Below are 21,544 nucleotides of genomic sequence, written 5' to 3'. Positions count from 1 at the left end.
GCATCGCAAAAGTCAATCTTATGGAATTTTTACAACGGCTGGACGCTCTTGTTGTCCTTACTCTTCTCATCCTTATGTTTTTCAAAATATCCATTCTTTTTTATAGTGCAGTAATCGGAATGGTCGATTTGTTCAATTTAAAAAATCATCAACAAATTCTTTTACCAGCCGGGATTATTCTCATTTTTTTATCAATAGCGATCGCTTCAAATTTTGCAGAACATATTGAAGAAGGGCAGAAAACGACACAATACTTCTTTTTTCCGCCTATTATGGTGATCATACCATTGGTTATGTTGTTTGTTTCCATGATTCAGAATGGTTTCAAGAAGAAAGACAAATCGAAATCAAATGTAACATAATAACCTCTACGCCATATTCCAACGCCATCAGATTTAAACAAACACGAAGGCTTTTTTAACTTCCTAAATCGAATCTTATGTAAACTGACAGCCCTAACGGGCTGTTTTTTATTGTCTTACCGGAACAATATCGAGTATGCCCCTTCCAAAAACTGTCTTAGTGTATAATATCTGCGTTTTACTGCTAGGATCCCTTATAGGACGTATGAAATAAAGAAGTAAGTCAAACTATATGCGTATTGATTACAATTTTATAATCATTAGTCACAACAGTATCAGATTGTTAGACAAGTATATTTAATAAACAACCAATTCTATATTAATGATTGAAAATAAAGCAGTAGGTTATTATTTCTTACGAATTTGGGAAAATATACATTTTAAAAAAGATTGAAAGGCCCAAATGAAGATTATATGATATGTAATATAATCTTATATGTCAGAAGATGTAACATAGTTTTGTTAGTATTCATTTTCTTTTTTATGTAAATGGAGGAATAAAATATGCAAATGGGTGATTCGATATTTGTATTTCTTGCAACAGTTATGGTTATGTTAATGACACCAGGTTTAGCTCTATTTTATAGTGGCATGGTGAGAAGTAAAAACGTTCTAAGTACAACGATGCACAGTTATGGATCAATCGCAATCGTCTCTATTTTATGGATTATAATCGGATATTCTCTTTCATTTGCTCCAGGGGGAAATGCTTGGATCGGAGGCTTCGATTGGGTGGGGTTAAAAGGTGTTTCATTTAAACCAAATCCTGATTATAGTGGAACAATTCCTCACAACCTATTTATGATGTTTCAACTGATGTTTGCAGTTTTAGCTCCTGCTATTATGTCAGGTGCTCTTGCAGAACGCATGCGTTTTTCAGCTTTTATTTTGTTCACATCATTATGGACAGTTATCGTATATGCTCCTGTTGCTCATTGGGTATGGGGAGTAGGAGGTTGGTTACGTGAACTAGGTGCTCTTGATTTTGCTGGAGGAACCGTTGTTCATATTTCATCTGGTGTTGCAGGTTTAGTATTAGCTATTGTATTAAGAAAACGAAAAAATGCAAACACCACAACCCCTCATAACTTACCACTTGCTGTATTAGGAGCAGGAATTCTTTGGTTTGGTTGGTTTGGTTTTAATGTCGGCAGTGCGTTATCCTTAAACGATGTAGCCATGATTGCGTTTGTTAACACAAATACAGCAGCAGCAGCAGGGATTGTTGGTTGGATTCTAGTTGAGTGGTTCCTCAGTAAAAAGCCAACCATGCTAGGAGCTATATCAGGTGCATTAGCTGGTCTTGTCGCTATTACACCAGCTTGTGGATTTGTTACCCCGTTTGTTTCTATTTTAATTGGTTTTATTGGCGGTGCTATCTGCTTCTGGGCTATTTTCTCGTTGAAAGCAAAGCTTGGCTATGATGACGCACTAGATGCATTTGGACTACATGGCATTGGCGGAACATGGGGAGCCATTGCAACAGGATTATTTGCTACAACATCTGTCAACCCAGCTGGGGCAAACGGATTATTTTATGGTGATGTGAGCTTACTTTGGAAACAAATCATTGCAATTATTGCAACATATCTATTTGTTGCAGTCGTAACTTATATTATTATTAAATGTGTAAGTATTTTTATGCCTATTCGTGTAAGTGATGATGAAGAAGCACTCGGACTTGATATTACACTGCATGGCGAAAAAGCGTATCATGAATAAAAGTTTATGAAAAGGGTGATTGTATGAGTGGTAAGTTAACAAAAATTGAAATTATTACACGCCCTATCAAATTCGATGAATTAAAACAAGAATTAGCAAAAATTGGTGTTAGTGGTTTAACTGTTTCAAATGTGCTCGGATGTGGTTTGCAAAAAGGTTTTACAGAATTATATCGTGGTGTCAAACGTGAAGTGGATATGCATGAACGTATTAAAGTTGAAATTGTCGTTTGTAAAGTACCTGTCCAATCAGTCATTGATACTGCTCGTCGAGTATTAAAGACGGGACAACCTGGAGACGGAAAAATCTTTGTATATGAAATTGCAAATGCGATCAAAATCCGGACCGGTGAAGAAGGGTACGATGCATTGCAAAACGAGAAATAAAATGAAGCGATAATCCTGTTCTACAATGTTACTTAAATATTTTTTTGCCTAAGTTGCATACCGATAGGTATGCTTTTTTTATGATACCAGAATGGGGAATAATAGAACTTCCGCTTTCGAATCCTTATGTCAACAGACAACCCTTTTGAAGGGCTGTTTTTAAGGTTTTACTCCTTTTTTAGTCGCTATTATCTTGTTTAACTACTGAAAAAGCTTCCACTCTTTCTTTTTCTCTTATAGTGGTGATACCCATAACTTCCATGGTCACCATGGCTTTTTCTATAACCATCGCTGCTGCTATGTGATCTTCTCCCCTCATAATCACTGCTACTATAATGCTTATGCTTATTATTCGTTAGTGAATCAAATAGTTTCTTGAACATGATTTAACCACTCCTCATAATATTTTTAAATCTATGCCAAAACAAAAAACGCTTTTATCTTTTTTGTAGATAAAAGCGTTGGATGTACGAAAACAGACTTTTACCTAGCTAAAAACTTAGGCAAAGGTCTTGCTAACAATTAATATTGCCAACAAAGCCGGAAACATAACGTTTCGTAATGACGACTATTGTTGTACAGCTACTCCCCTTTGAAGTATTAAATTTGTCTAATCTTATCGTAGGTCAATTCCATAAGCCAAGTGATAACTAATGTATCCTCTTTCATCCATCTTGCCATGTTCTCTTCCCCATGGAGAACATGGTTTTTTGCTTTCCTTGCACAATTTTTAGCCTATATTTTATATTCGAAATGAAGTTTATCCTGTCTTTTTAGTTGAATTGAAGTTTATATGAGGGATAAAGTTCAGGAAGCACTTGTAATTCATATAACCTCATCTGGTTTTGGTGCAAAAACTTCAGGATAATTGCAATGAATCTTTAAAGCCTAGACATACTGATACTATTACTCTAAAAAAGGAGAGTAATCGATATAGAGAAAAAATGTAAATAGTATTGGTATGGTACGATTTTGTTAACGATGAGATGGTACAATCTACGCTTACTAAGCTGGGTTTGTCTATCACCATAATAAAGGGGATTCTTCTACAATCTTTGATCGTGCCAAAAGTTTACAATAAAATGCTCTTTCTCATCATAAGCCTCAAATTCGTACCCTTGTTCCTTTAATTTTTGAATAATCAGAGGAACTGCTTGAACAGATTGAGCATGAATATCATGAAGCAATATTACTTCTTTATCCTTTGTTGATTGAGAAACAACTAAGTTCACAATTGCAGGCACCGACTGATCTAGGGGAACTCGATTATATTTCCAATCTAGTGAATCAATTGTCCAATCCCATAGCTTAAGCTGGGCATCCGCTACTTGATCCCGTAACGCCTTGTTGAGACCTGGCATAGAACCATATGGAGCACGGACAAGATTAGAATGCTGTCCTGTTACATCTTGTATGATTTGTTGATTTTCCTTCATTTCAGGTAGAAAGGTTTGTTGTCCATATAATTTTTGATAATCATGTGTCATGCTATGCATTGCAATATAATGACCTTCATTGACCGCTCTTTTGGCGACATCCTTATAGAGATTTACATTGGAACCTAAAACAAAGAAGGTTGCCTTTGCATCATGTTGCTTTAAAATATCTAACAATTGATTTGTATACTCTCCAGGTCCATCATCAAATGTGAGATACGCTATTTTACGTGTTTTTCCATTATATTTCTGAGGTATTTCTTTTTGCATATTTGTCTGAGGAAGTGTTGAAACCAAATTCACTTCATAGTTAGATGACGGAGCTGCAGCTTGAATTTGAGCACTTACTTTCCAACCACTATATCCGGCTATGCTTAGGACAACAATGGTAAAAAAAATATACTTTATAAAAGGCGGTTTAGAACGTTTTCTATTTAATCTTGCCATAGCCTATAATCCTCTCTCGGAAATCTAAAATATTGGTAAACTATTCCCAATCAATTGTATGTGAATCTAATGTCCGATTCAATAAAAAATAATTTATTTATCAAAATTTTATGATTGATTTTTTTATAGTTGATTCAAATATATCGACATGATCTATTTAAGCTTTCAACCGAGTGTATTGTTAAATGTTTCTATTCCTATCTAAGAAAACTCATGGATCTTTGGAAGTTGCGAATGGCATACCACACTCTATAAAAAGCCATTCCTAAAACAATGAGAGCGAACATATTTTAGTTCGTCCTTTCACTAATATAAGTAACACATACTTATGTAGGAACATGGTCTGTTATTAAGAAATTACCGAAGTATCTACCTAAAAATACCTATAAATCAAATGTAGATAACGATCGTTCTACAAGTGAATGTTCATTTGTATTTCTTTTTATGAACTCCAATATCATCAACTCCATCCCATATTCTATGGATTACATGGTGCTCTTTGTACTAGGTTTATCTAACTGATACGATGATACCTCCAATAGAAGTACTGGTATATAACGAGTTATACAAATAATGCCCCCATTATCTTGAAATTTTTGCACCAGAACCAACAAAAAGCTGAATTTCTTGTAGAATGAAATTCAGCTTACGTATTCAACGATATTTAAGTTTTAATGTAAGAATTGTAACAGCAAAAAAAAGTGTTACTAAGTTGGCAAGCATTACTGGGATGTCTTTTGTGTAAAAACCATATAGTAACCAAAGAAATACACCCGCAGTAAACATACTATACATAAGTACAGATATTCCTTCTGTATTTTTTTCTTTTATTGTTTTAATGGTTTGCGGTAAAAGTGAAAACGTAGTCAAGAATGCGGCAACCATTCCGACTATTGAAAAAAAATTCACGGACTTTTCCTCCAATTCAATTTTGTAATAAAAAGTTATTTTCATGAAAAATACTAGTATTTACATTTTCTTTACTATCGTAGTTTTAACTAACACTTTCCAAATCATTTAAACAATCGTTTGCGAAAAAAGCAAATGCTTGCCTACCATATCCATTAGTCTCTAAATAACACTACCTCCCCACTGTCTTAACCTTTCTTCTATCTTTTAACAATGGCCAAACCATGGTGAATACAATCAATTCCCCGTATGGTAATGTGGTAAGATTGAGAAATGATACCTTCCCTACCGTTTTTATTCCTGTCCCAAGTACAGGTGTTTGTTTTATCTCTATGCCATTAATCCCAAACAGGATCCATACATAACCTATATATAATCAAAATTTAATCACTTTTGAACCACGAAGAAAGAAGGTAAGTCGATTTTCTTACCTTTCCCCACTCATCCTGAGGAAAAATTATTATATGTTGAGTATATTTTGGTTATCTTTGAGACCATAATACTGCTAAAAACGTTTTCGGTCAATGAAAACTTTAAGATTTTTTCTATATATTTATAATTATTTGAAAAGATGTCTCTAAAAGACAAAAATACAGCCCCATAAGATAAGGTTTTTAATGCTGCTCTTTCAAAGACACAAAGATATTTATGTACCATCAAGATTCCTATACTGAGGTGTAATATTTGCTACCAGAAAGTCTTTAGAGGATGTTCAAAAAGAATGGAGAAAGCCAAAAATGGCAAAGGACTGGATTAGGGAAGATATGAAGTTTCATGTTCTCCAAAAAAATCCTTTGGCTGCGCTAAGGCCCGATCCAATTCCTCACCCTGATAGATATAAGCCTTTAAGTAAATTGATCGATCCTGCTCATAAACAAGAGATAAACGTTAAAAGGAACAAAGGGCTACAACTGTAGTTATACATACTTCCATAGTCTTTTTACGAAAGGAGCTATCATAATGAAGTATTTTACAGAAGAACAAGCTTTCCAGCTTCTACAAAAGGTAAATCGAATTTTATCTAGGAATGAAGATGCAAATCCGTATGTGCTGTTTAATGGAAGGGATTTTTATGTTTCAGAAGATCTTGTTGATGGTCAAAAAGCGGTATTGTATCCTGATCAGCTTAAGAGGTATTTGGAAGATTTAGCTGAGCAAAGATCGAACGGGAGTCTATTGGTCATACAATCCTTTCACGAAGAATTTGATGAGTTTCTTTTTGGAGAATTCGGAGAAGGATGGTTTGCTGAGTATCAGGAGCAAAAGATATAAAAAAGAGCCTCTTTTATGACTGCACCCCAATTGATGTGCACCCCTTAAGATAGATATAGATAAACCTCCGGGTAACCTATGTATCCCGGGGGTGCATATCATTTTAACTGAAGGGCTTTTGGTAGTCTACTACATACATTGACTCCCGATAAAGCATCTTATGTTAACCGGACCATCAACAGGTTTTTTTATTTCACCGTAGCAACAATAAGAACTTATTTCTAGAAAATCACATTATTGTATAATAGATGCTTTTTGTCGTAAGCCAGCCTTCGTTGCTTTTTAGATGTAATATACATAATTTCATATACCGTATTTTATTATAAAATTACAAACATAAAAAATTAAGGGGGTTCTCCTGTCATTCATTCTTCTATTCTATCAAAAAAAGCATGCCTTCTGGTACGCAAATAAGACAACAGAAGTACCTAAATAATATCATTGAGCAAGATCATCGCTTTATAAAGAAACGAGTTCGTTCTATGCTAGGATTGAAATCGTTTCGAACTGCCAAAAGGATATTGAGATTCTATGCTTCTAAAAAATCATATTTGCACCAGAACCCAAAAATCTTTAATGCGTTTCATATAGAATCTATGTATTTTTAAAATAATGTAAGGAAATCTACCGCCTTTATTGATAGATGACAAACATATATGGTTATAATACTATCAACAGGGAAGTAGGGAGAATGAAGTATAGCAGGTATGGGCTTCTAGGCTAACCCATTCGTTTTTATGTAATTCAGGATTGAATAACAGGGATTGGGGGGATTGTAAAGCACATAGAATCCCTTTTGACTATTCTGAAAATTTTTAAAATTAAAATATTGAAAAGAAATAGAGTTTATGGTACTCTCTTGGTATATACCATTAATTGCAATTTAACTTTAATGGTATATACCAATAAATTATATTTTGTCTTTAATGGTATATACCAAAAGTTACAGATTTCCTTTTAACATAAAAATGAAATGACAAGGGGGAAATTGAATCTATTAAAACTTGAGACAAAAATATTTACAAACTATGAAAGCTGTAATGGGATTAAAAGTCCAATCAAAAGGTATATAATGGCCAAATATTGTTGGGGGAGGATGTTAGATGATGATTATTGGTGTACCTAAGGAAGTTAAAAATAATGAAAACCGTGTTGCTCTTACTCCTGCAGGGGTTATCTCCTTTGTAAACGCGGGACATAAAGTATTGGTAGAAAAAGATGCCGGTATTGGAAGTGGCTTTACGAATGAAGACTATATTGCCGTAGGAGCAGAACTAATTGAAGGAGCTGCGGATGTTTGGGCTGGGGCTGAGATGGTAATGAAGGTAAAGGAGCCTCTTGAAAGTGAATATGCTTACTTCCGTGAAGGGTTGATTTTATTCACTTATTTACACTTAGCAGCTGAGCCGTCTTTAGCAAAAGCTCTAAAGGATAAAGGCGTGGTTGCAATCGCGTATGAAACAGTAGCCGTTAATCGTCTGCTTCCTCTTCTTACTCCAATGAGTGAAGTTGCTGGACGCATGGCTGCACAAATTGGTGCTCAATTTTTACAAAAATCAAATGGAGGCAAGGGCATCCTTCTTGCAGGTGTTCCTGGAGTGAGCCGTGGTAAGGTGACAATCATTGGCGGCGGCGTTGTGGGTACAAATGCGGCGAAACTTGCAATCGGTTTAGGAGCAGATGTCACAATTATCGATGTAAGTGCGGACCGTTTACGTCAATTAGATGATATCTTTGGAAATCAAATCCAAACATTAATGTCCAATCCATTAAACATTGCAGAAGCTGTAGCAGAGGCTGACCTTTTAATCGGTGCGGTATTAATTCCGGGTGCAAAAGCTCCTAAGCTTGTAACAGAAAATATGGTAAAAGCGATGAAACTTGGCTCCGTTATCGTTGATGTTGCTGTTGATCAAGGCGGTATTGTAGAGACAGTCGATCATATTACAACACATGACCAGCCAACATATAACAGATACGGTGTTGTACATTATGCAGTAGCCAACATGCCTGGTGCTGTTCCGAGAACATCTACAATTGCCTTAACAAACGTAACGGTTCCTTATGCATTACAAATCGCAAATAAGGGCGTGTACAAGGCAATCTCTGAAAACAAGTCCTTACAGCTTGGGGTAAATGTAGCAAATGGCGAGATTACATATGAAGCTGTGGCAAGAGACTTGGGCTATGAATATGTGCAGGTTGAAAAAGCACTTGAAAAGGAGCTAGCTGCAATTTAATTCAGTACGAGACAATAGATAAACTACCTTAGTAATCTATTCATTGGTTGCCTTACCCTTATAAAAAGAAAGGATGTCTAGCATGATACAAGATGTAGACTTCATTCAAACATTAGCGGACTTGGATAAAAAATATTTTCTACATCCCACGTCCTCCATTAAACAGCAGCAAGAGCAAGGACCTGCTTTTATTTTTACTGAAGGAAAAGGAATCCATCTATATGATGTGACGGGAAAAGCAGTAATTGATGGAATGTCTTCTCTTTGGAATGTCAATATTGGTCACGGCAGAGAAGAGATAGGCAAGGTGGCAATGGAGCAAATGTCAAAGTTGGCCTTCACATCCTGCTTTGCTACATTCAGTAATGAACCTGCCATTCGGTTGGCATCTAAGCTTTCTCAAATTGCTCCTGGAGATTTAAGTGCTACGTTTTTCACCTCCGGGGGATCAGAGTCTAATGATACTGCCTATAAGCTGGCTCGGCATTATTGGATTCTAAAAGGACAGGTCGGTCGGAAAAAAATTATTTCAAGAACGAAGTCCTATCATGGTGTAGCAATGGGAGCGACGAGTGCAACAGGATTGAAGCCTTTTCGGGATTTTACAAATTCACTGGCTCCAGATTTCTGTTATGTCGACCATTTCTCTCCTCAGTCTCTGCGCGAAGTGATTGAAGCGGAGGGGCCTGAAACAGTGGCTGCTTTTATTGCCGAGCCGGTTCAAGGAGCGGGAGGCGTTCATGTTGCTTCTGCGGACTATTTCAAAGAAGTAAGAGGTATATGTGATGAATACGGGATCTTATTCATTACAGACGAGGTGATTACTGGATTCGGAAGAACAGGAAAATACTTTGGCATCGAGCACTACGGTGTCGCCCCTGATATGATGTGCTTTGCAAAAGGAGTTACAAGTGGATATGCTCAGCTAGGCGGAGTGATGCTCTCAGAACGGATTCATCAAGAGTTCATTGAGCTTTCAGAAGGTGTACTTCTGCATGGGTACACTTATAGTGGGCACCCAATGGCATGCGCTGTTGCCCTGAAGAATCTTGAAATCATCGAGCAGGAACATCTCATTGAAAATGCAGAAGCTATGGGAAGAGAAATGCTAAGCGGATTCAAGTGGCTGCAGGCAAATCGGAGCATTGTTGGCGAGGTAAGAGGTCTTGGCTTAATGGGAGGCATTGAAATTGTCAAAAACCCTGAGACAAAGGAAAGATTTTTAACTCCTGTTGCGCCTTTGATTGTTTCAGAGGCTGCAAAACGCGGTTTAATTTGCAGAACAGTTACCTTTGATGGACAGGATACGCTGGTATTCGCGCCTCCATTAACAATCAACAAGGCGGAGATCGAGCGAATGATTGAGATTCTCCACGATTCTATTTTAGCTTGTGAGTGAAAACTGCTTCCTTTGAATGAATAAGGGAATGTATACAGGAAACAAGGGGGGAAACTGGTGAGCAGATATGTAAAGGATACTGAGATGATTGCTATTAAAAACCCAGCCACAAATGAAATCTTTGCCTTTGTTCCAAACAGCGGTAGGAAAGAAGCGGAGACTGCGGTGGCTGCGGCTTATGAGGCCTTCCCGGAATGGTCAGGAAAAACAGCTTATGAGCGAAGTGCCCTGCTGATGAAATGGCATCAACTGATAGAAGAAGAAAAGGAAGAACTAGCCGTATTAATGACAAGGGAGCAAGGCAAGCCCGTAAAGGAGGCAATCGGTGAAATAACGTATGCAAACAACTTTGTATCGTGGTATGCAGAGGAAGGAAAGCGAATGTATGGCCAAACAATTCCAGCTTCACATCAATCCAAGCGTATCCTTGTCCAAAAGCAGCCTGTTGGGGTGATTGCAGCCATTACTCCTTGGAATTTTCCAGCGGCTATGATTACAAGAAAGGTAGCTCCGGCTCTTGCTTCGGGCTGCACAGCAGTCGTAAAGCCTGCAGAGCAAACGCCTTTAACAGCTATGAAGCTAGCTGAGTTAGCGCAAAAAGCAGGAATTCCAAAGGGTGTGTTTCAGGTTGTAACAGGAGATCCGGTTGAAATCGGAGAGGCCTGGATGCAGGATACACGCGTACGGAAGATTTCTTTTACCGGGTCTACAGAGATTGGGAAGCTATTAATGAGAAAGGCTGCGGATACTGTGAAGAAGGTATCGCTTGAATTAGGCGGGCATGCTCCATTCATTGTGATGGCTGATGCAAACATGGATAAGGCGATTGAAGGACTACTTGCGTCTAAGTTTCGAAATGCCGGACAAACGTGTATTTGCACAAATCGTATTTATGTGGAGGAAAGCTGCGCAGATGTGTTTCAACGCAAATTTGTAGAAGCTGTATCAAAGCTGAGGGTTGGAAATGGATTGGACAACCAGACGGATATTGGACCGCTGATTGACCAACCTGCGTTAGAGAAAGTGAAGTTGCATATTGAAGATGCAATTGCAAGAGGCGGGAGTTTAGCATTTGGAGGGAGTATTGTGGAGGACGATAATGGAGGATGCTTTATGGAGCCAACAGTCATTACCCATGCTTCAGACGATATGCTTTGTATGAGGGAAGAAACATTTGGACCTTTGGCACCTATTGCTGTATTTCAAACAGTAGAAGAGGTCATCAAGCGGGCAAATGATACACCATATGGTTTAGCGGCATATGTGTATACCGAAAATCTGAGTCAAGCGATTCAGATAAGTGAACAACTCCAATACGGAATTATTGGATTAAATGATGGGCTTCCTTCTGTAGCGCAAGCGCCATTTGGCGGATGGAAACAGAGCGGTCTGGGCAGAGAGGGTGGACATTATGGAATCGAGGAGTATGTAGAAATAAAATACATTTCGATTAGCCTATAAATGTAGTCTGATCGGTATGAGTATCCCAAAATACAGCGTAAGCACAAAAAATTCTGAATATTTTATGAAATTTGAATCTTGAAATAAAATAAGTTCTATGGTATCATTTGGTATATACCAATAACTGACAAGTGAAAAAATTTTAGTGTTAATGGTATATACCATTAATCAAGAAGGATCTTTTACATTCAAACAATAAGGAGAGAATAACAGATGTTAAAATTTGAAGCTGAAAAGTATTTAAGGGTTACAAACGGTGCAGTTGGATTAAGAAATCAAATTGAAGCATACATGGATGAAATCTCAGAAAAGACTTTCAAGAACATCTTTCTTCTTGGGTCTGGCGGATCTATTGCAATCATGTATCCTTTTGAATATATGCTAAATTCTATTTCATCTATACCAGCCTATGCTGAGATTGCATCTGAGTTCATGCTTCAAAACCATAAACAATTTGGCAAAGACTCTATCGTCATTCTATCCTCTTTATCTGGTACAACAGAAGAAACAGTTGCAGCTGCAGAGTATTGCAAGAAAAGAGGCGCAACGACAATCGGCTTAGTAGGAGAAATGGGAACACCGCTGGCTAACATCGTAGATTACCCAATTGCTAACTATGCTGAGAATGACTTTGCAGCAGACTCTATCAACCTTCAGATGTATTTGGTTGTATTCCGACTTATGTATAACAATAACGAATTCCCTGCCTACGACAAGTTTGTATCCGAACTGCAAGTGCTTCCTGAGGCATTAATTCAAGTAAAAGAAGTGACAGACAGTAAAGCCGAGCAATTTGCCCTTACCTATAAGGACGAAACGTACCACATGTTAATTGGTGCAGGGACAGCTTGGGGAAGAACATATGCGTACTCTATGTGCGTACTAGAAGAGATGCAATGGATTCGTACAAAGGCTGTGCACGCTGCAGAGTTTTTCCACGGTACAATTGAGCTTGTTGAGGAAGATACAAGCATCATCCTACTAAAAAGCGAAGATGAAACCCGTCCATTAGTGGATCGAGTAGAGCAATTTGCGAAAAAGTATACGAAGAAATTAAGTATTTTTGATACAAAAGACTATGCGCTTGACGGAATCAGCCCAGAATTCAGAAAGTACCTAGCACCTATCGTTTTGGCAACTGCTCTGCAACGAGTAAGCATCCATTTGGAGGACAAACGCGGCCATTCCTTAGATAAAAGAAGATACTACAGAACGGTTGCTTATTAAATCGTTCTAAGATTGGAGAGTGCCAAACGGCACTCTCCAGTTAAAAACATTCTATGATAACATGGCATGTAAGCGGTTACTAACGATTGTAGCCATAACAAATCAATTAGTAGCGCATGTCACGTTATGAATGAGGGGTGTGGAAGCTATGAGCAATATACACATAAATCAAATTGCAGGTATGAATTTACACTACTTACGTTTTCCATTAGAGTACTTCCTGAACTCTATGGTGAAATATGAGATTACTAATATTGAATTATGGGGTGGATATCCACATCTGTATGCCGAGGATGTAACCTTATTCGAGTTAGGAAAGATCAGGAAAAAAATAGAAGAGCGCAATCTGAAGCTTGTTTGCTACACACCCGAACAAATCATGTATGCAAATAACATAGCAGCAAGAGAACCTGATGTGAGAAAAAGAAGTCTAGCGTACTATCTGAAAAATATAGAAATTGCAGCCGAACTAGGTACAAGCATGATGCTAATCACGCCAGGCTGGGGTTATTACAACGAACCGATAGAAGCTGCATGGAATACATCTAGACAATCCTTAGCAATACTAGGGGGTAGGGCTAGAGAGCTAGGTGTAACGTTATTGCTTGAGCCGTTGCAGCCATTTGAATCTAATCTGATTACAAATCTACAGCAGCTGAAGCAAATACTGCAAGAGCTTGATATGGAAAGCATCAGGGGAATGCTTGATATCGTTGCCATGGCTGTAGCTGGTGATACCATTTCTGACTATTTTCAACAGCTAGATCATATACGCCATATTCACTTGATTGATGGTAATCCCTCCGGCCATTTAGTCTGCGGTCACGGAACTTTACCACTTGAGCAATACGTAAGCGAAATCGCCAGTTATGATTACTCAGGATATGTGTCTTTAGAATTGGCATCCTCACGTTATTATACTGAACCAGATCAAGCACTTGCGCAATCCTTAGAGCATGTAAAAAGGATACTTTTGAATTAGGTATACAAGGTAAGAACAGAAAGACAATTTCAGTCTAACCTGATGCGGATCGAAAGGGATGTTTGGACATGATCAGGTTTCATACGGATGGCAAGCTTCGAGTGGTTTACGAATTAGCGGGACTTACAATAGGCTGCTTCTTATTTGCCTTTGGTACAAATAGCCTGTTAACACCAGCGCATTTACTGGCAGGGGGACTTGGCGGAGTTTGTGTCATCTTCTATCATTTGTTTGGCTGGCCAATCGGAATCCAATATTTTTTGTATAATGTCCCGTTATTGGTTTTAGGATATCTTCATATTGGGAGCAAATTCATTGTATATACTGTGTTTTCTGTCATTGTATCTTCCTTATTTTTTGATTGGATCCCTGTTCGACCGTTATGGACGGAGGATATTCTACTTTGTTCTATCTTTGGGGCGATTATTTCAGGAATGGGAGCTGCCTTTATTCTGAGATTAGGAGGCTCTGTTGGTGGACTTGATATTCTAGCACGTATCATTGCAAAATACTTTAACATTTCAATCGGTACATTTGGCCTCCTATTCAGCGCAAGCATTGTAGCAATCTCAGCTGTGATATTTGATTTCCAGTCAGCGATGTACACAATTCTTTCCTTTTTTGTTGGAACGCGGACATATGATATTATCCTGCATATTGCCGAAAGAACAACGGTGATGATTGTAACGAATCATGGTGATGAGGTTTCTGCCGAATTAAACAAGCTGCTTAATCGGGGAGTCACATCATGGAATGCCTTAGGGGTATACAGTAATACACAGAGAACAGTATTGCTTTGTGTCATTATTAACGTGGAATGGACAGAACTCATTCGTATTGTAAAAGGAACTGACCCTGAATCATTTGTGTTGGCAGTTCCGACTAAGAGAATAGAGGGTAACTTTAAAGTCGATTGGTAACTTTTACATCTTTTGATTTGGTATATACCAAATTGTATTTTTCCGGTATAATACTTAAAAAGTCAGAAAATTCCGTATTGTATCCGCTTTTCCACTAGGGAGACTATTTAATTTTAGGAGGAATGTATCATGAAAAAATGGCTTATTGCATGCTTGGTTCTAGTACTTACAGTGATTTCTTCAGCCTGTGGACAAACGACAGACAAAACCGGAGCCGCGGAAAAATCTGGAGGAGGTACATCATCAGGAGGATCAAATACAATTAGGATTATTACAACAGCCGGCGGATACCCGTTCAATGCGACAAATCCTGATACGAATACTGTAGAAGGATTTATGATTGATATTATCAATGAAATGGCTAAGAGAATACATTTAAAAACAGAGCTCTCTACGGGAGATTGGAACTCTCTCATTCCTTCCCTGCAATCAGGAAAAGCGGATGTGATTGTGGACGGTATGTACATTACAGAGGAACGAAAAAAATCCATTAACTTTACTGATCCTGTTTTCGCATACGGAGAGGGATTGATTGTGCCAGAGAAGGACAAGACTACGAAATCAATCGAGGATTTAAAGGGGAAAACAATTGGCGTTCAAATGGGAACATCATATAAAGATATGTTGGAGAAAAAGGATAAGTCTTTGAATATACAAGTCAAAACGTATCAAACGTTAGCAGACATTCTAAATGATATTCAGACTGGCCGCCTAGACGGAGCACTGGCTGATGCACCTTCCTTCAGCTATATTCAAAGTAAAAACCCAAATATGAAATATCGTATTGTAAAAGACTATGTTCCTTCTCTTACAGGAAAAATTGGGATTGGTATCTCCAAACAACGACCTGAGCTCGTGGAGAAGCTGAACGGTGCTCTTAAAGAAATGAAGGATGACGGAACATTAAAGAAAATCTATCAAAAATGGGGTGTTGACTGGGATTTTAAATAAGAAAAAATAGAGCTAAACTGGAGAGTTAACATAAGCGAGGAGGATTATGGATGGAAATGCTTTGGTCGAACGTTGTAGTTTTTGCTCCAAAATTACTTGAGGGAACTGTCCTCACAGTCCAATTAACCATAATATCCCTCATTCTTTCCCTAATTATCGGCTTACTTGTTGCATTAGGGAAAATCACAGACAATAAAATCATTAACAAAATATGTAATGTGTATATCAGTATTATAAGAGGGACCCCTTTACTTGTGCAGTTGATGTATGTGTACTTTGTGTTTCCTGATTTAGGGATTTCTCTTACTGCCTTTCAAGCCGCGATTGTTGCGCTATCCATTAACGAAAGTGCATATCTGGCCGAGGTGTTTCGCGCTGGTATTCAATCTATTCCTAAAGGGCAAATGGAAGCGGCAAAGGCGATCGGCATGGATTACTCGCTCTCTATGCGCAGAGTTATCTTGCCGCAAGCGATTCGGAATGTTATACCGGCAATAGGAAATTCGGCTATAGTGTTAATTAAAAACTCTTCCCTTGCCGCAGTTATAACAGTTTCAGAATTAATGCATAGAGCGAATTTACTTGCTGCGTCCACGTATCAGAACATACAAATTTTCACTATGGTTGCGATTGTATACTGGATACTGCACTATCCTCTAGCCATGCTTGTAAATTATCTAGAGAAGCGGGGGAATCGAAACAATGTTACAAGTAGCCAACATTAAAAAGTCATTTCATGAAAAAGAGGTTATAAAGGGTATTGATTTATCCATTCGCAAGGGTGAGGTGGTTGTAATCGTTGGACCAAGCGGAAGCGGAAAAAGTACGCTTCTAAGGATGATGAATGTACTGGAGCATCCTACAGATGGAGACATTTTATTAGAGGGAGAATCTATTTTATTCAAAAATGTGAATGGTAAAAAGGTTCTTCGAAAGGAAAAGGAATTAAGTAAAATTAGAACTGAAATCGGTATGGTGTTTCAAGGCTTCCATTTATTTGCTCACAAAACAGTTCTTGAAAATATTATTGAAGGTCCTATCCAAGTGAGAAAGGTTGCAAAGGAAGTAGCGATTCAAGAAGCAGAACGCCTATTAGAAAAAGTAGGGCTAGCAGAAAAACGTAATCAATATCCGCATTCCCTTTCCGGCGGCCAGCAGCAGCGCATTGCGATTGCAAGGGCATTAGCAATGAAGCCTAAACTTTTGCTTTTTGATGAACCTACCTCTGCTTTGGACCCTGAGCTTGTCGGCGAAGTTCTCGTTGTTATGAAGGAGCTTGCAAATGAAGGAATGACAATGGCTGTCGTTACACATGAAATGGGATTTGCCCGTGAGGTAGGGGACCGGATTATTTTTATCGATCAAGGGGTGATCGTTCAAGATGCGCCTCCGAATCAGTTCTTTCATTCTAATAATAAAAATGAAAGAATTAGAAAATTCCTCAATACGCTATCAAGAAATGCTGTATAGGAAAAGAGAAGAACGCCCCTTGGAAAACAAGGGGTGAATATATATAAGAGCACGTAGGTTATACATATAAAATAAAAGAATGAGGTGTGTATTATGAAGTTAATCGGAGTCGGAGATAATGTTGTTGATTATTATAAAGACCAAAATAAGATATATCCTGGCGGAAATGCTGTTAACGTAGCGGTTCTATCTAAGCGATATGGGACCACGCAAAACTCATATATCGGGATTGTTGGGAATGATGCTGCAGGAGAACATGTAGCCAACAGCTTACAAGCGGAGGGTATTGATATTTCTAGAATAAGAAAAGCATATGGTCCAAACTGGGAATCTATCATTTCGCTTAATGATGAAGCAGACCGTATCTTCGTAGGGTCAAATAAGGGGGGAGTGCAAGCCTCTTTTAAATTGAATTTTAGCGAAGCGGATATCAGCTACATTGCTTCCCACGATCTTATGCATACTAGTCTTTATAGCTATATTGAAAAAGAAGTGCCGGAACTATCCAAACATATAGCTATCTCGTTTGATTTTTCCCTCCGGCGTGAGGAGGAGTATCTAGAGCTTCTTTGTCCGTATCTCCAATATGCCTTTTTTTCAGGAAGCGATTTATCTAGGCAGCAGTGTATCGAATTGCTGCATCATGTGCATAGGCTTGGAACTGAGGTTGTAGGAATCACAAGAGGTGCTGAAGGAGCGCTATTCCTTATAAATGGGGAGGTCCACGAACAAGCTATTGTGAAGAAGGATGGTGTCATAGATACGCTTGGTGCAGGAGATTCGTTTATTGCTATGTTTTTAACACAGTATCATCAGAATCATAACGCGGAAGAAGCTCTGCAGCAGGCGGCCGAGGCAGCTGCAGAAACATGTGGAATATATGGTGCGTTTGGCTACGGTGTTTCTAAGGGTTCACTTCTTTCCTGTTAGAATATATGGCTAGGGGATGTGTGGGCGAAAGAGGTATATGAGATTTGGGCAGGGACAGTACCTTTGTTTTATCAGGGACTCGAAGCACAGTCATCCTCCTTTTTTAGAAAAAGGGGGATTTGCTGCGTTTTCAGTTGCCGATTTATTCATTTAGTCTTTAAAATAAATTATATATCAGTGTGTTGGCAACTATAAAAATAGACTAGATTTTTGTTTTATTAGAGGCTTTATAAACATATATAGAGGGGAGTAAGATATGGAACGTTCAGTAGATGGAACTCCTTATTACCAACAATTAAAGACTAAGCTTATTGAAGATATCACAAACGGAAAATTAAAGCATGGAGATAAAATTCCTTCAGAGAGAGAACTGGCTGAGCAATTAAAAATTAGCAGAATGACAGTCAGACAAGCGATTTCTGCGATGGAAAGAGAGGGCTTTGTTGAACGAAAGGTCGGAGCAGGCACATTCATCTCGAATCGGAGAATCCGATGGGACTTTATTACTGTAAACAGCTTTACAAAGGGTATGCAGAATAAAGGCCTAAATCCATCAACAAACACTATTTTTATGGGATGTGAACCAGCGGATGAACCTTTGGCAAATGCTCTTGATATCGCTGTTGGAGAAGAAGTATTTTCGCTGAAAAGGCTAAGACTTGTCGACCATGTTCCTGTCGCCATTGAATTGAGCCAAATTCCGTATAAGTATTGCGAAGGAATAGAGCAATACATGCATGATGCTGCTTCCTTATATCAGATACTAAACGAATATTATGGAATAACATTAGCAAAGCAGAAGCAGTATATGAGAATCTCACTATCCAATGAATCCGAAAGTAAGCTACTTAAAATAAAAAACGAAAGCCCTTGCCTTTTGATTACAGGGACAACATATGACTCCTCAGATAGGATCATTGAACATTCTAAGACATTGGCGAGAGGGGATCTTGTTGAATTTTATTCTGAACCTACAAATCCCAAATAAGGTTCTTTATGTTTTGATAATAGCCGTGACTTGCATCAAAGATACAACTTCTCCTCAGGCCTTTTATTTCCTTTAACAGGTAACTAATGTTGAAAAGAGCAGTGCCGATTTACTTCCGCTTTCGGATGCTGTAAAGCCTCTTTCTGAGAACGAGAGGGGTTTGTTGTTGAGACTTGTTGACGAAACTTTGGTTATGGAGTTAGCATATAAATTTTATCTGGAGTGGACTTTTATGATTACCATAAAGAATGCCGAGGATTATCTGAGACAACAGTTGGGTCCAAACACAGAAGACATCAGGAAGGTTTGGGAAGAGTTTAAGCTGTTTGCAAAGAAAACTGTGATAGGTGAGGAAGAAAAAGCTATTTTGTTCCAGTGTGGTGTGTATGATTTTGAAGGTGAAGAACTCTTTCATTATGACTTTGTCAGACAGTTTGTTGACGAAGAGAACGGAGGTTATCAACAGCTTCATTGCGAATTTGTTTTTAAACCTACAAAAGAGTTAAGAGAGTGCGAAGAAGCGGAATGGCACTTTGATACTGATGGTGAGATAGAAGAATTTTTCCATGAGATAGAGAAATTACAGGCTTTCCAGATTCCCCTTGGTTATAAGCCGTTGCGGTTCGAGTTGTACCAAGAAGAAATTTAACACATATCGTAGCTTTCTATATCGGATATTGTGAAGCCTCTCCAGAAAACAGGAGGGGTTTGCTGTATTCACGTAAAGGAGAGAAGCATGGATTATTCTTACGAAGAAGGTCATCTACATTTAGGATATTATGAAAATGGACATGATTTAGAAGCAATAGCATGCAAGAGAAAAGGGATAGACACTTGGGATGTTTATTTTGATTCAGACATACATGTCCCACCGTCTATCAGGGACAAAGCCTATACACCTTACTTCGGGTATCAGATATTTGTTATCCAATCTCATGAATTAACCTATGAAGATGGTTCTCGAAAGTTTGAAGAGTGGTTAAGAAAATACAAGATAATATGACTTCCAATAACGGATATTATGTCAACTAACAGCCCGCAAACGGGCTATTTTTTCTTTCTTACCGTAGCAAAAACACGGATTTTCCTTCTAGAAACTGTCTTGATAATATATAATATCCGCGTTTTCGTTAGGACCCCTTATTGGGTATGTTGTTGGATGTGAAGGCTTTGGATATGTTGAGTGAAAACAAACGCGCCGCCGGCTTCTATGCAGGGAACGAGAGCGATGCTCACTTTTAGCATTTGATTCAACCTCTCTGCGTTCTCTGCATACATCACACGTTGTACAGATCCTTTTGTGAGTTTGAATGTCACCAGGAATGTTTGCTGTTTCAGAAAAACTCCCTCTCTTTTGCTCTTGGATTCTCCTATATCATAACGATAGATAAGGGATCCAACAAAAGTAGAAAACAAGGGATTTTACTGTGTGTTTTCGGGTTTTTCTATTCAAAATAATCCCTTTTCTTTCAGAGAAAGTACCAAAATACAACTTTTTTTGTTGAATATAAGTGTCATAACTTATAGGATATGACACTGATTTGACGAGCTAATAAAATCAGTACTTATGAAAGTGTCATAACTTAGGTTCATAAATTGGTACCGCTTTTTACCCCAAAACCAAACCACAAACATAACGAATACCACAAGCCCCAGTTTATCTGTACGAAGTGGGATATAAAGACCTTTAAGGTAGAGTATATGGGAAAGCCTTACAGGTTTTATCTGGCTGAAGAGGGATGTTTTAGGGTAGTTAGTTTTTTTAGGTTAATGGCTATGGGATTCTGACGGCAAAACACGGATAAAATGTATAAGGTTACAGCTGCGCTGAGACCCGATCCAGTTCCTCACCCTGATAGATATAAGCCTTTAAGCAAATTGATTGATTTAAATACATGTAATTCATCTTGCGATGGTAGTTTATTTTGGGATACACATAGGTAAAATTTCTTCCTTAACTTTATCACTCTATATTAAGCGTAAAGTATCCCTTGCGGATAATGATTGTTTTATGAGTGAAGATTCACTTGTATCTATTTTGATGAATTACAATCTCATCAACTCCGTTCTATAAGATACGGATTACATGGTACCTTTTGTATTAGATCTCTCTAACTTATACTATTATGATCTTAATAAAAGTAATGGTACATTATGAAATATGCAAATAACACCCCCATTAGCGTTGTAAATCTTGCATTTTGCTCTAACTTTACCAGTAAATTGCAGATAGTCCCTTATTTCCTTATTGCTATACTCCTGATCAGACTGTTAAGGTTTCTCGGCAGCCTGTAAGTCCTTATTCTTTACCCGTTTCTTAATCTTAGATTATAATAAATTTGGTAATGTTTAGAAAAATTTAACTATTTTACACCTTAATTTAAGCAGAGAGGATGGTTATTATGAAGAGAAGAACGCTTGGAAAATCTGATTTAGAGGTTT

General features: G+C 38.0%; 22 protein-coding genes and 1 pseudogene. 19 read left to right on the top strand and 4 right to left on the bottom strand.

Going from position 1 to position 21,544, the window contains the following annotated elements; genetic code table 11:
• From AAHB12_RS28975 to AAHB12_RS28965, 3 genes are all read left to right on the top strand, one after another.
• The coding region (locus tag AAHB12_RS28975; protein WP_342048602.1) for a GerAB/ArcD/ProY family transporter at positions 1-362 on the top strand (362 nt) is incomplete at its 5' end.
• Between the two features lie 504 nt (positions 363-866).
• Positions 867-2,084 (top strand): ammonium transporter, encoded by a 1,218-nt coding sequence (locus tag AAHB12_RS28970; RefSeq protein ID WP_342048601.1) that lies wholly within the window; start codon positions 867-869, stop codon positions 2,082-2,084.
• A gap of 23 nt (positions 2,085-2,107) precedes the next feature.
• The gene (locus AAHB12_RS28965) at positions 2,108-2,470 is read left to right on the top strand and encodes a P-II family nitrogen regulator (protein WP_342048600.1); all 363 of its coding nucleotides are present in this window, start codon (positions 2,108-2,110) and stop codon (positions 2,468-2,470) included.
• Positions 2,471-2,667: 197 nt separating this feature from the next.
• Here the strand turns inward: AAHB12_RS28965 and AAHB12_RS28960 are convergent, their stop codons facing one another.
• From AAHB12_RS28960 to AAHB12_RS32020, 4 genes are all read right to left on the bottom strand, one after another.
• Entirely contained in the window at positions 2,668-2,853 is a 186-nt protein-coding gene (locus AAHB12_RS28960) for a hypothetical protein (RefSeq protein WP_342048599.1), read from the bottom strand.
• Between the two features lie 663 nt (positions 2,854-3,516).
• Positions 3,517-4,353, bottom strand: a complete 837-nt coding sequence (locus tag AAHB12_RS28955; protein WP_342048598.1) for a polysaccharide deacetylase family protein — start codon at positions 4,351-4,353, stop codon at positions 3,517-3,519.
• A 654-nt stretch (positions 4,354-5,007) separates the two neighbouring features.
• Positions 5,008-5,262, bottom strand: a complete 255-nt coding sequence (locus AAHB12_RS28950; RefSeq protein ID WP_342048597.1) for a SemiSWEET transporter — start codon at positions 5,260-5,262, stop codon at positions 5,008-5,010.
• Between the two features lie 172 nt (positions 5,263-5,434).
• Positions 5,435-5,605 carry a GerAB/ArcD/ProY family transporter gene (locus AAHB12_RS32020; RefSeq protein ID WP_446715631.1) on the bottom strand — a complete coding sequence of 57 codons (171 nt, stop codon included), beginning with the start codon at positions 5,603-5,605 and terminating at the stop codon, positions 5,435-5,437.
• Positions 5,606-5,999: 394 nt separating this feature from the next.
• On the opposite strand from AAHB12_RS32020, the gene AAHB12_RS28945 reads away from it, so the two are divergent.
• From AAHB12_RS28945 to AAHB12_RS28870, 16 genes and pseudogenes are all read left to right on the top strand, one after another.
• On the top strand, positions 6,000-6,179 hold the full coding sequence (locus AAHB12_RS28945; RefSeq protein ID WP_342048596.1) for a hypothetical protein: 180 nt from the start codon (positions 6,000-6,002) through the stop codon (positions 6,177-6,179).
• Between the two features lie 43 nt (positions 6,180-6,222).
• On the top strand, positions 6,223-6,534 hold the full coding sequence (locus AAHB12_RS28940; protein ID WP_342048595.1) for a hypothetical protein: 312 nt from the start codon (positions 6,223-6,225) through the stop codon (positions 6,532-6,534).
• A 383-nt stretch (positions 6,535-6,917) separates the two neighbouring features.
• A pseudogene (locus AAHB12_RS32015) lies at positions 6,918-7,142 on the top strand (DDE-type integrase/transposase/recombinase); the annotation flags it as partial.
• 498 nt (positions 7,143-7,640) lie between these two features.
• Positions 7,641-8,774 (top strand): alanine dehydrogenase, encoded by a 1,134-nt coding sequence (ald, locus tag AAHB12_RS28930; RefSeq protein WP_342048604.1) that lies wholly within the window; start codon positions 7,641-7,643, stop codon positions 8,772-8,774.
• A gap of 82 nt (positions 8,775-8,856) precedes the next feature.
• Positions 8,857-10,173: an aminotransferase family protein gene (locus AAHB12_RS28925; RefSeq protein ID WP_342048594.1), complete on the top strand. Its 1,317-nt coding sequence runs from the start codon at positions 8,857-8,859 to the stop codon at positions 10,171-10,173.
• A gap of 84 nt (positions 10,174-10,257) precedes the next feature.
• Complete coding sequence (locus AAHB12_RS28920; RefSeq protein WP_342048603.1) at positions 10,258-11,634, top strand: NAD-dependent succinate-semialdehyde dehydrogenase; 1,377 nt, start codon at positions 10,258-10,260, stop codon at positions 11,632-11,634.
• Between the two features lie 213 nt (positions 11,635-11,847).
• Positions 11,848-12,861 (top strand): SIS domain-containing protein, encoded by a 1,014-nt coding sequence (locus tag AAHB12_RS28915; RefSeq protein WP_342048593.1) that lies wholly within the window; start codon positions 11,848-11,850, stop codon positions 12,859-12,861.
• A gap of 148 nt (positions 12,862-13,009) precedes the next feature.
• Entirely contained in the window at positions 13,010-13,843 is an 834-nt protein-coding gene (locus AAHB12_RS28910) for a sugar phosphate isomerase/epimerase family protein (protein WP_342048592.1), read from the top strand.
• 68 nt (positions 13,844-13,911) lie between these two features.
• On the top strand, positions 13,912-14,763 hold the full coding sequence (locus AAHB12_RS28905; protein ID WP_342048591.1) for a YitT family protein: 852 nt from the start codon (positions 13,912-13,914) through the stop codon (positions 14,761-14,763).
• Between the two features lie 129 nt (positions 14,764-14,892).
• Complete coding sequence (locus AAHB12_RS28900; protein ID WP_342048590.1) at positions 14,893-15,714, top strand: substrate-binding periplasmic protein; 822 nt, start codon at positions 14,893-14,895, stop codon at positions 15,712-15,714.
• Between the two features lie 50 nt (positions 15,715-15,764).
• On the top strand, positions 15,765-16,439 hold the full coding sequence (locus AAHB12_RS28895) for an amino acid ABC transporter permease (protein WP_342048589.1): 675 nt from the start codon (positions 15,765-15,767) through the stop codon (positions 16,437-16,439).
• Entirely contained in the window at positions 16,417-17,184 is a 768-nt protein-coding gene (locus AAHB12_RS28890; protein WP_342048588.1) for an amino acid ABC transporter ATP-binding protein, read from the top strand. The genes AAHB12_RS28895 and AAHB12_RS28890 overlap by 23 nt, the downstream gene beginning before the upstream one ends.
• A 93-nt stretch (positions 17,185-17,277) precedes the next feature.
• Positions 17,278-18,114: a PfkB family carbohydrate kinase gene (locus AAHB12_RS28885; protein ID WP_342048587.1), complete on the top strand. Its 837-nt coding sequence runs from the start codon at positions 17,278-17,280 to the stop codon at positions 18,112-18,114.
• A gap of 256 nt (positions 18,115-18,370) precedes the next feature.
• Positions 18,371-19,102: a GntR family transcriptional regulator gene (locus AAHB12_RS28880; protein ID WP_342048586.1), complete on the top strand. Its 732-nt coding sequence runs from the start codon at positions 18,371-18,373 to the stop codon at positions 19,100-19,102.
• A 166-nt stretch (positions 19,103-19,268) separates the two neighbouring features.
• Positions 19,269-19,751 (top strand): hypothetical protein, encoded by a 483-nt coding sequence (locus AAHB12_RS28875; protein WP_342048585.1) that lies wholly within the window; start codon positions 19,269-19,271, stop codon positions 19,749-19,751.
• A gap of 87 nt (positions 19,752-19,838) precedes the next feature.
• A complete protein-coding gene (locus AAHB12_RS28870; protein WP_342048584.1) occupies positions 19,839-20,105 on the top strand; it encodes a DUF3986 family protein in 267 nt (88 codons plus the stop codon).
• The last annotated feature ends 1,439 nt before the right edge of the window (positions 20,106-21,544 follow it).

Source organism: Bacillus sp. OTU530 (assembly GCF_038440375.1).
This window is presented reverse-complemented; position numbering and strand designations above follow the sequence as displayed.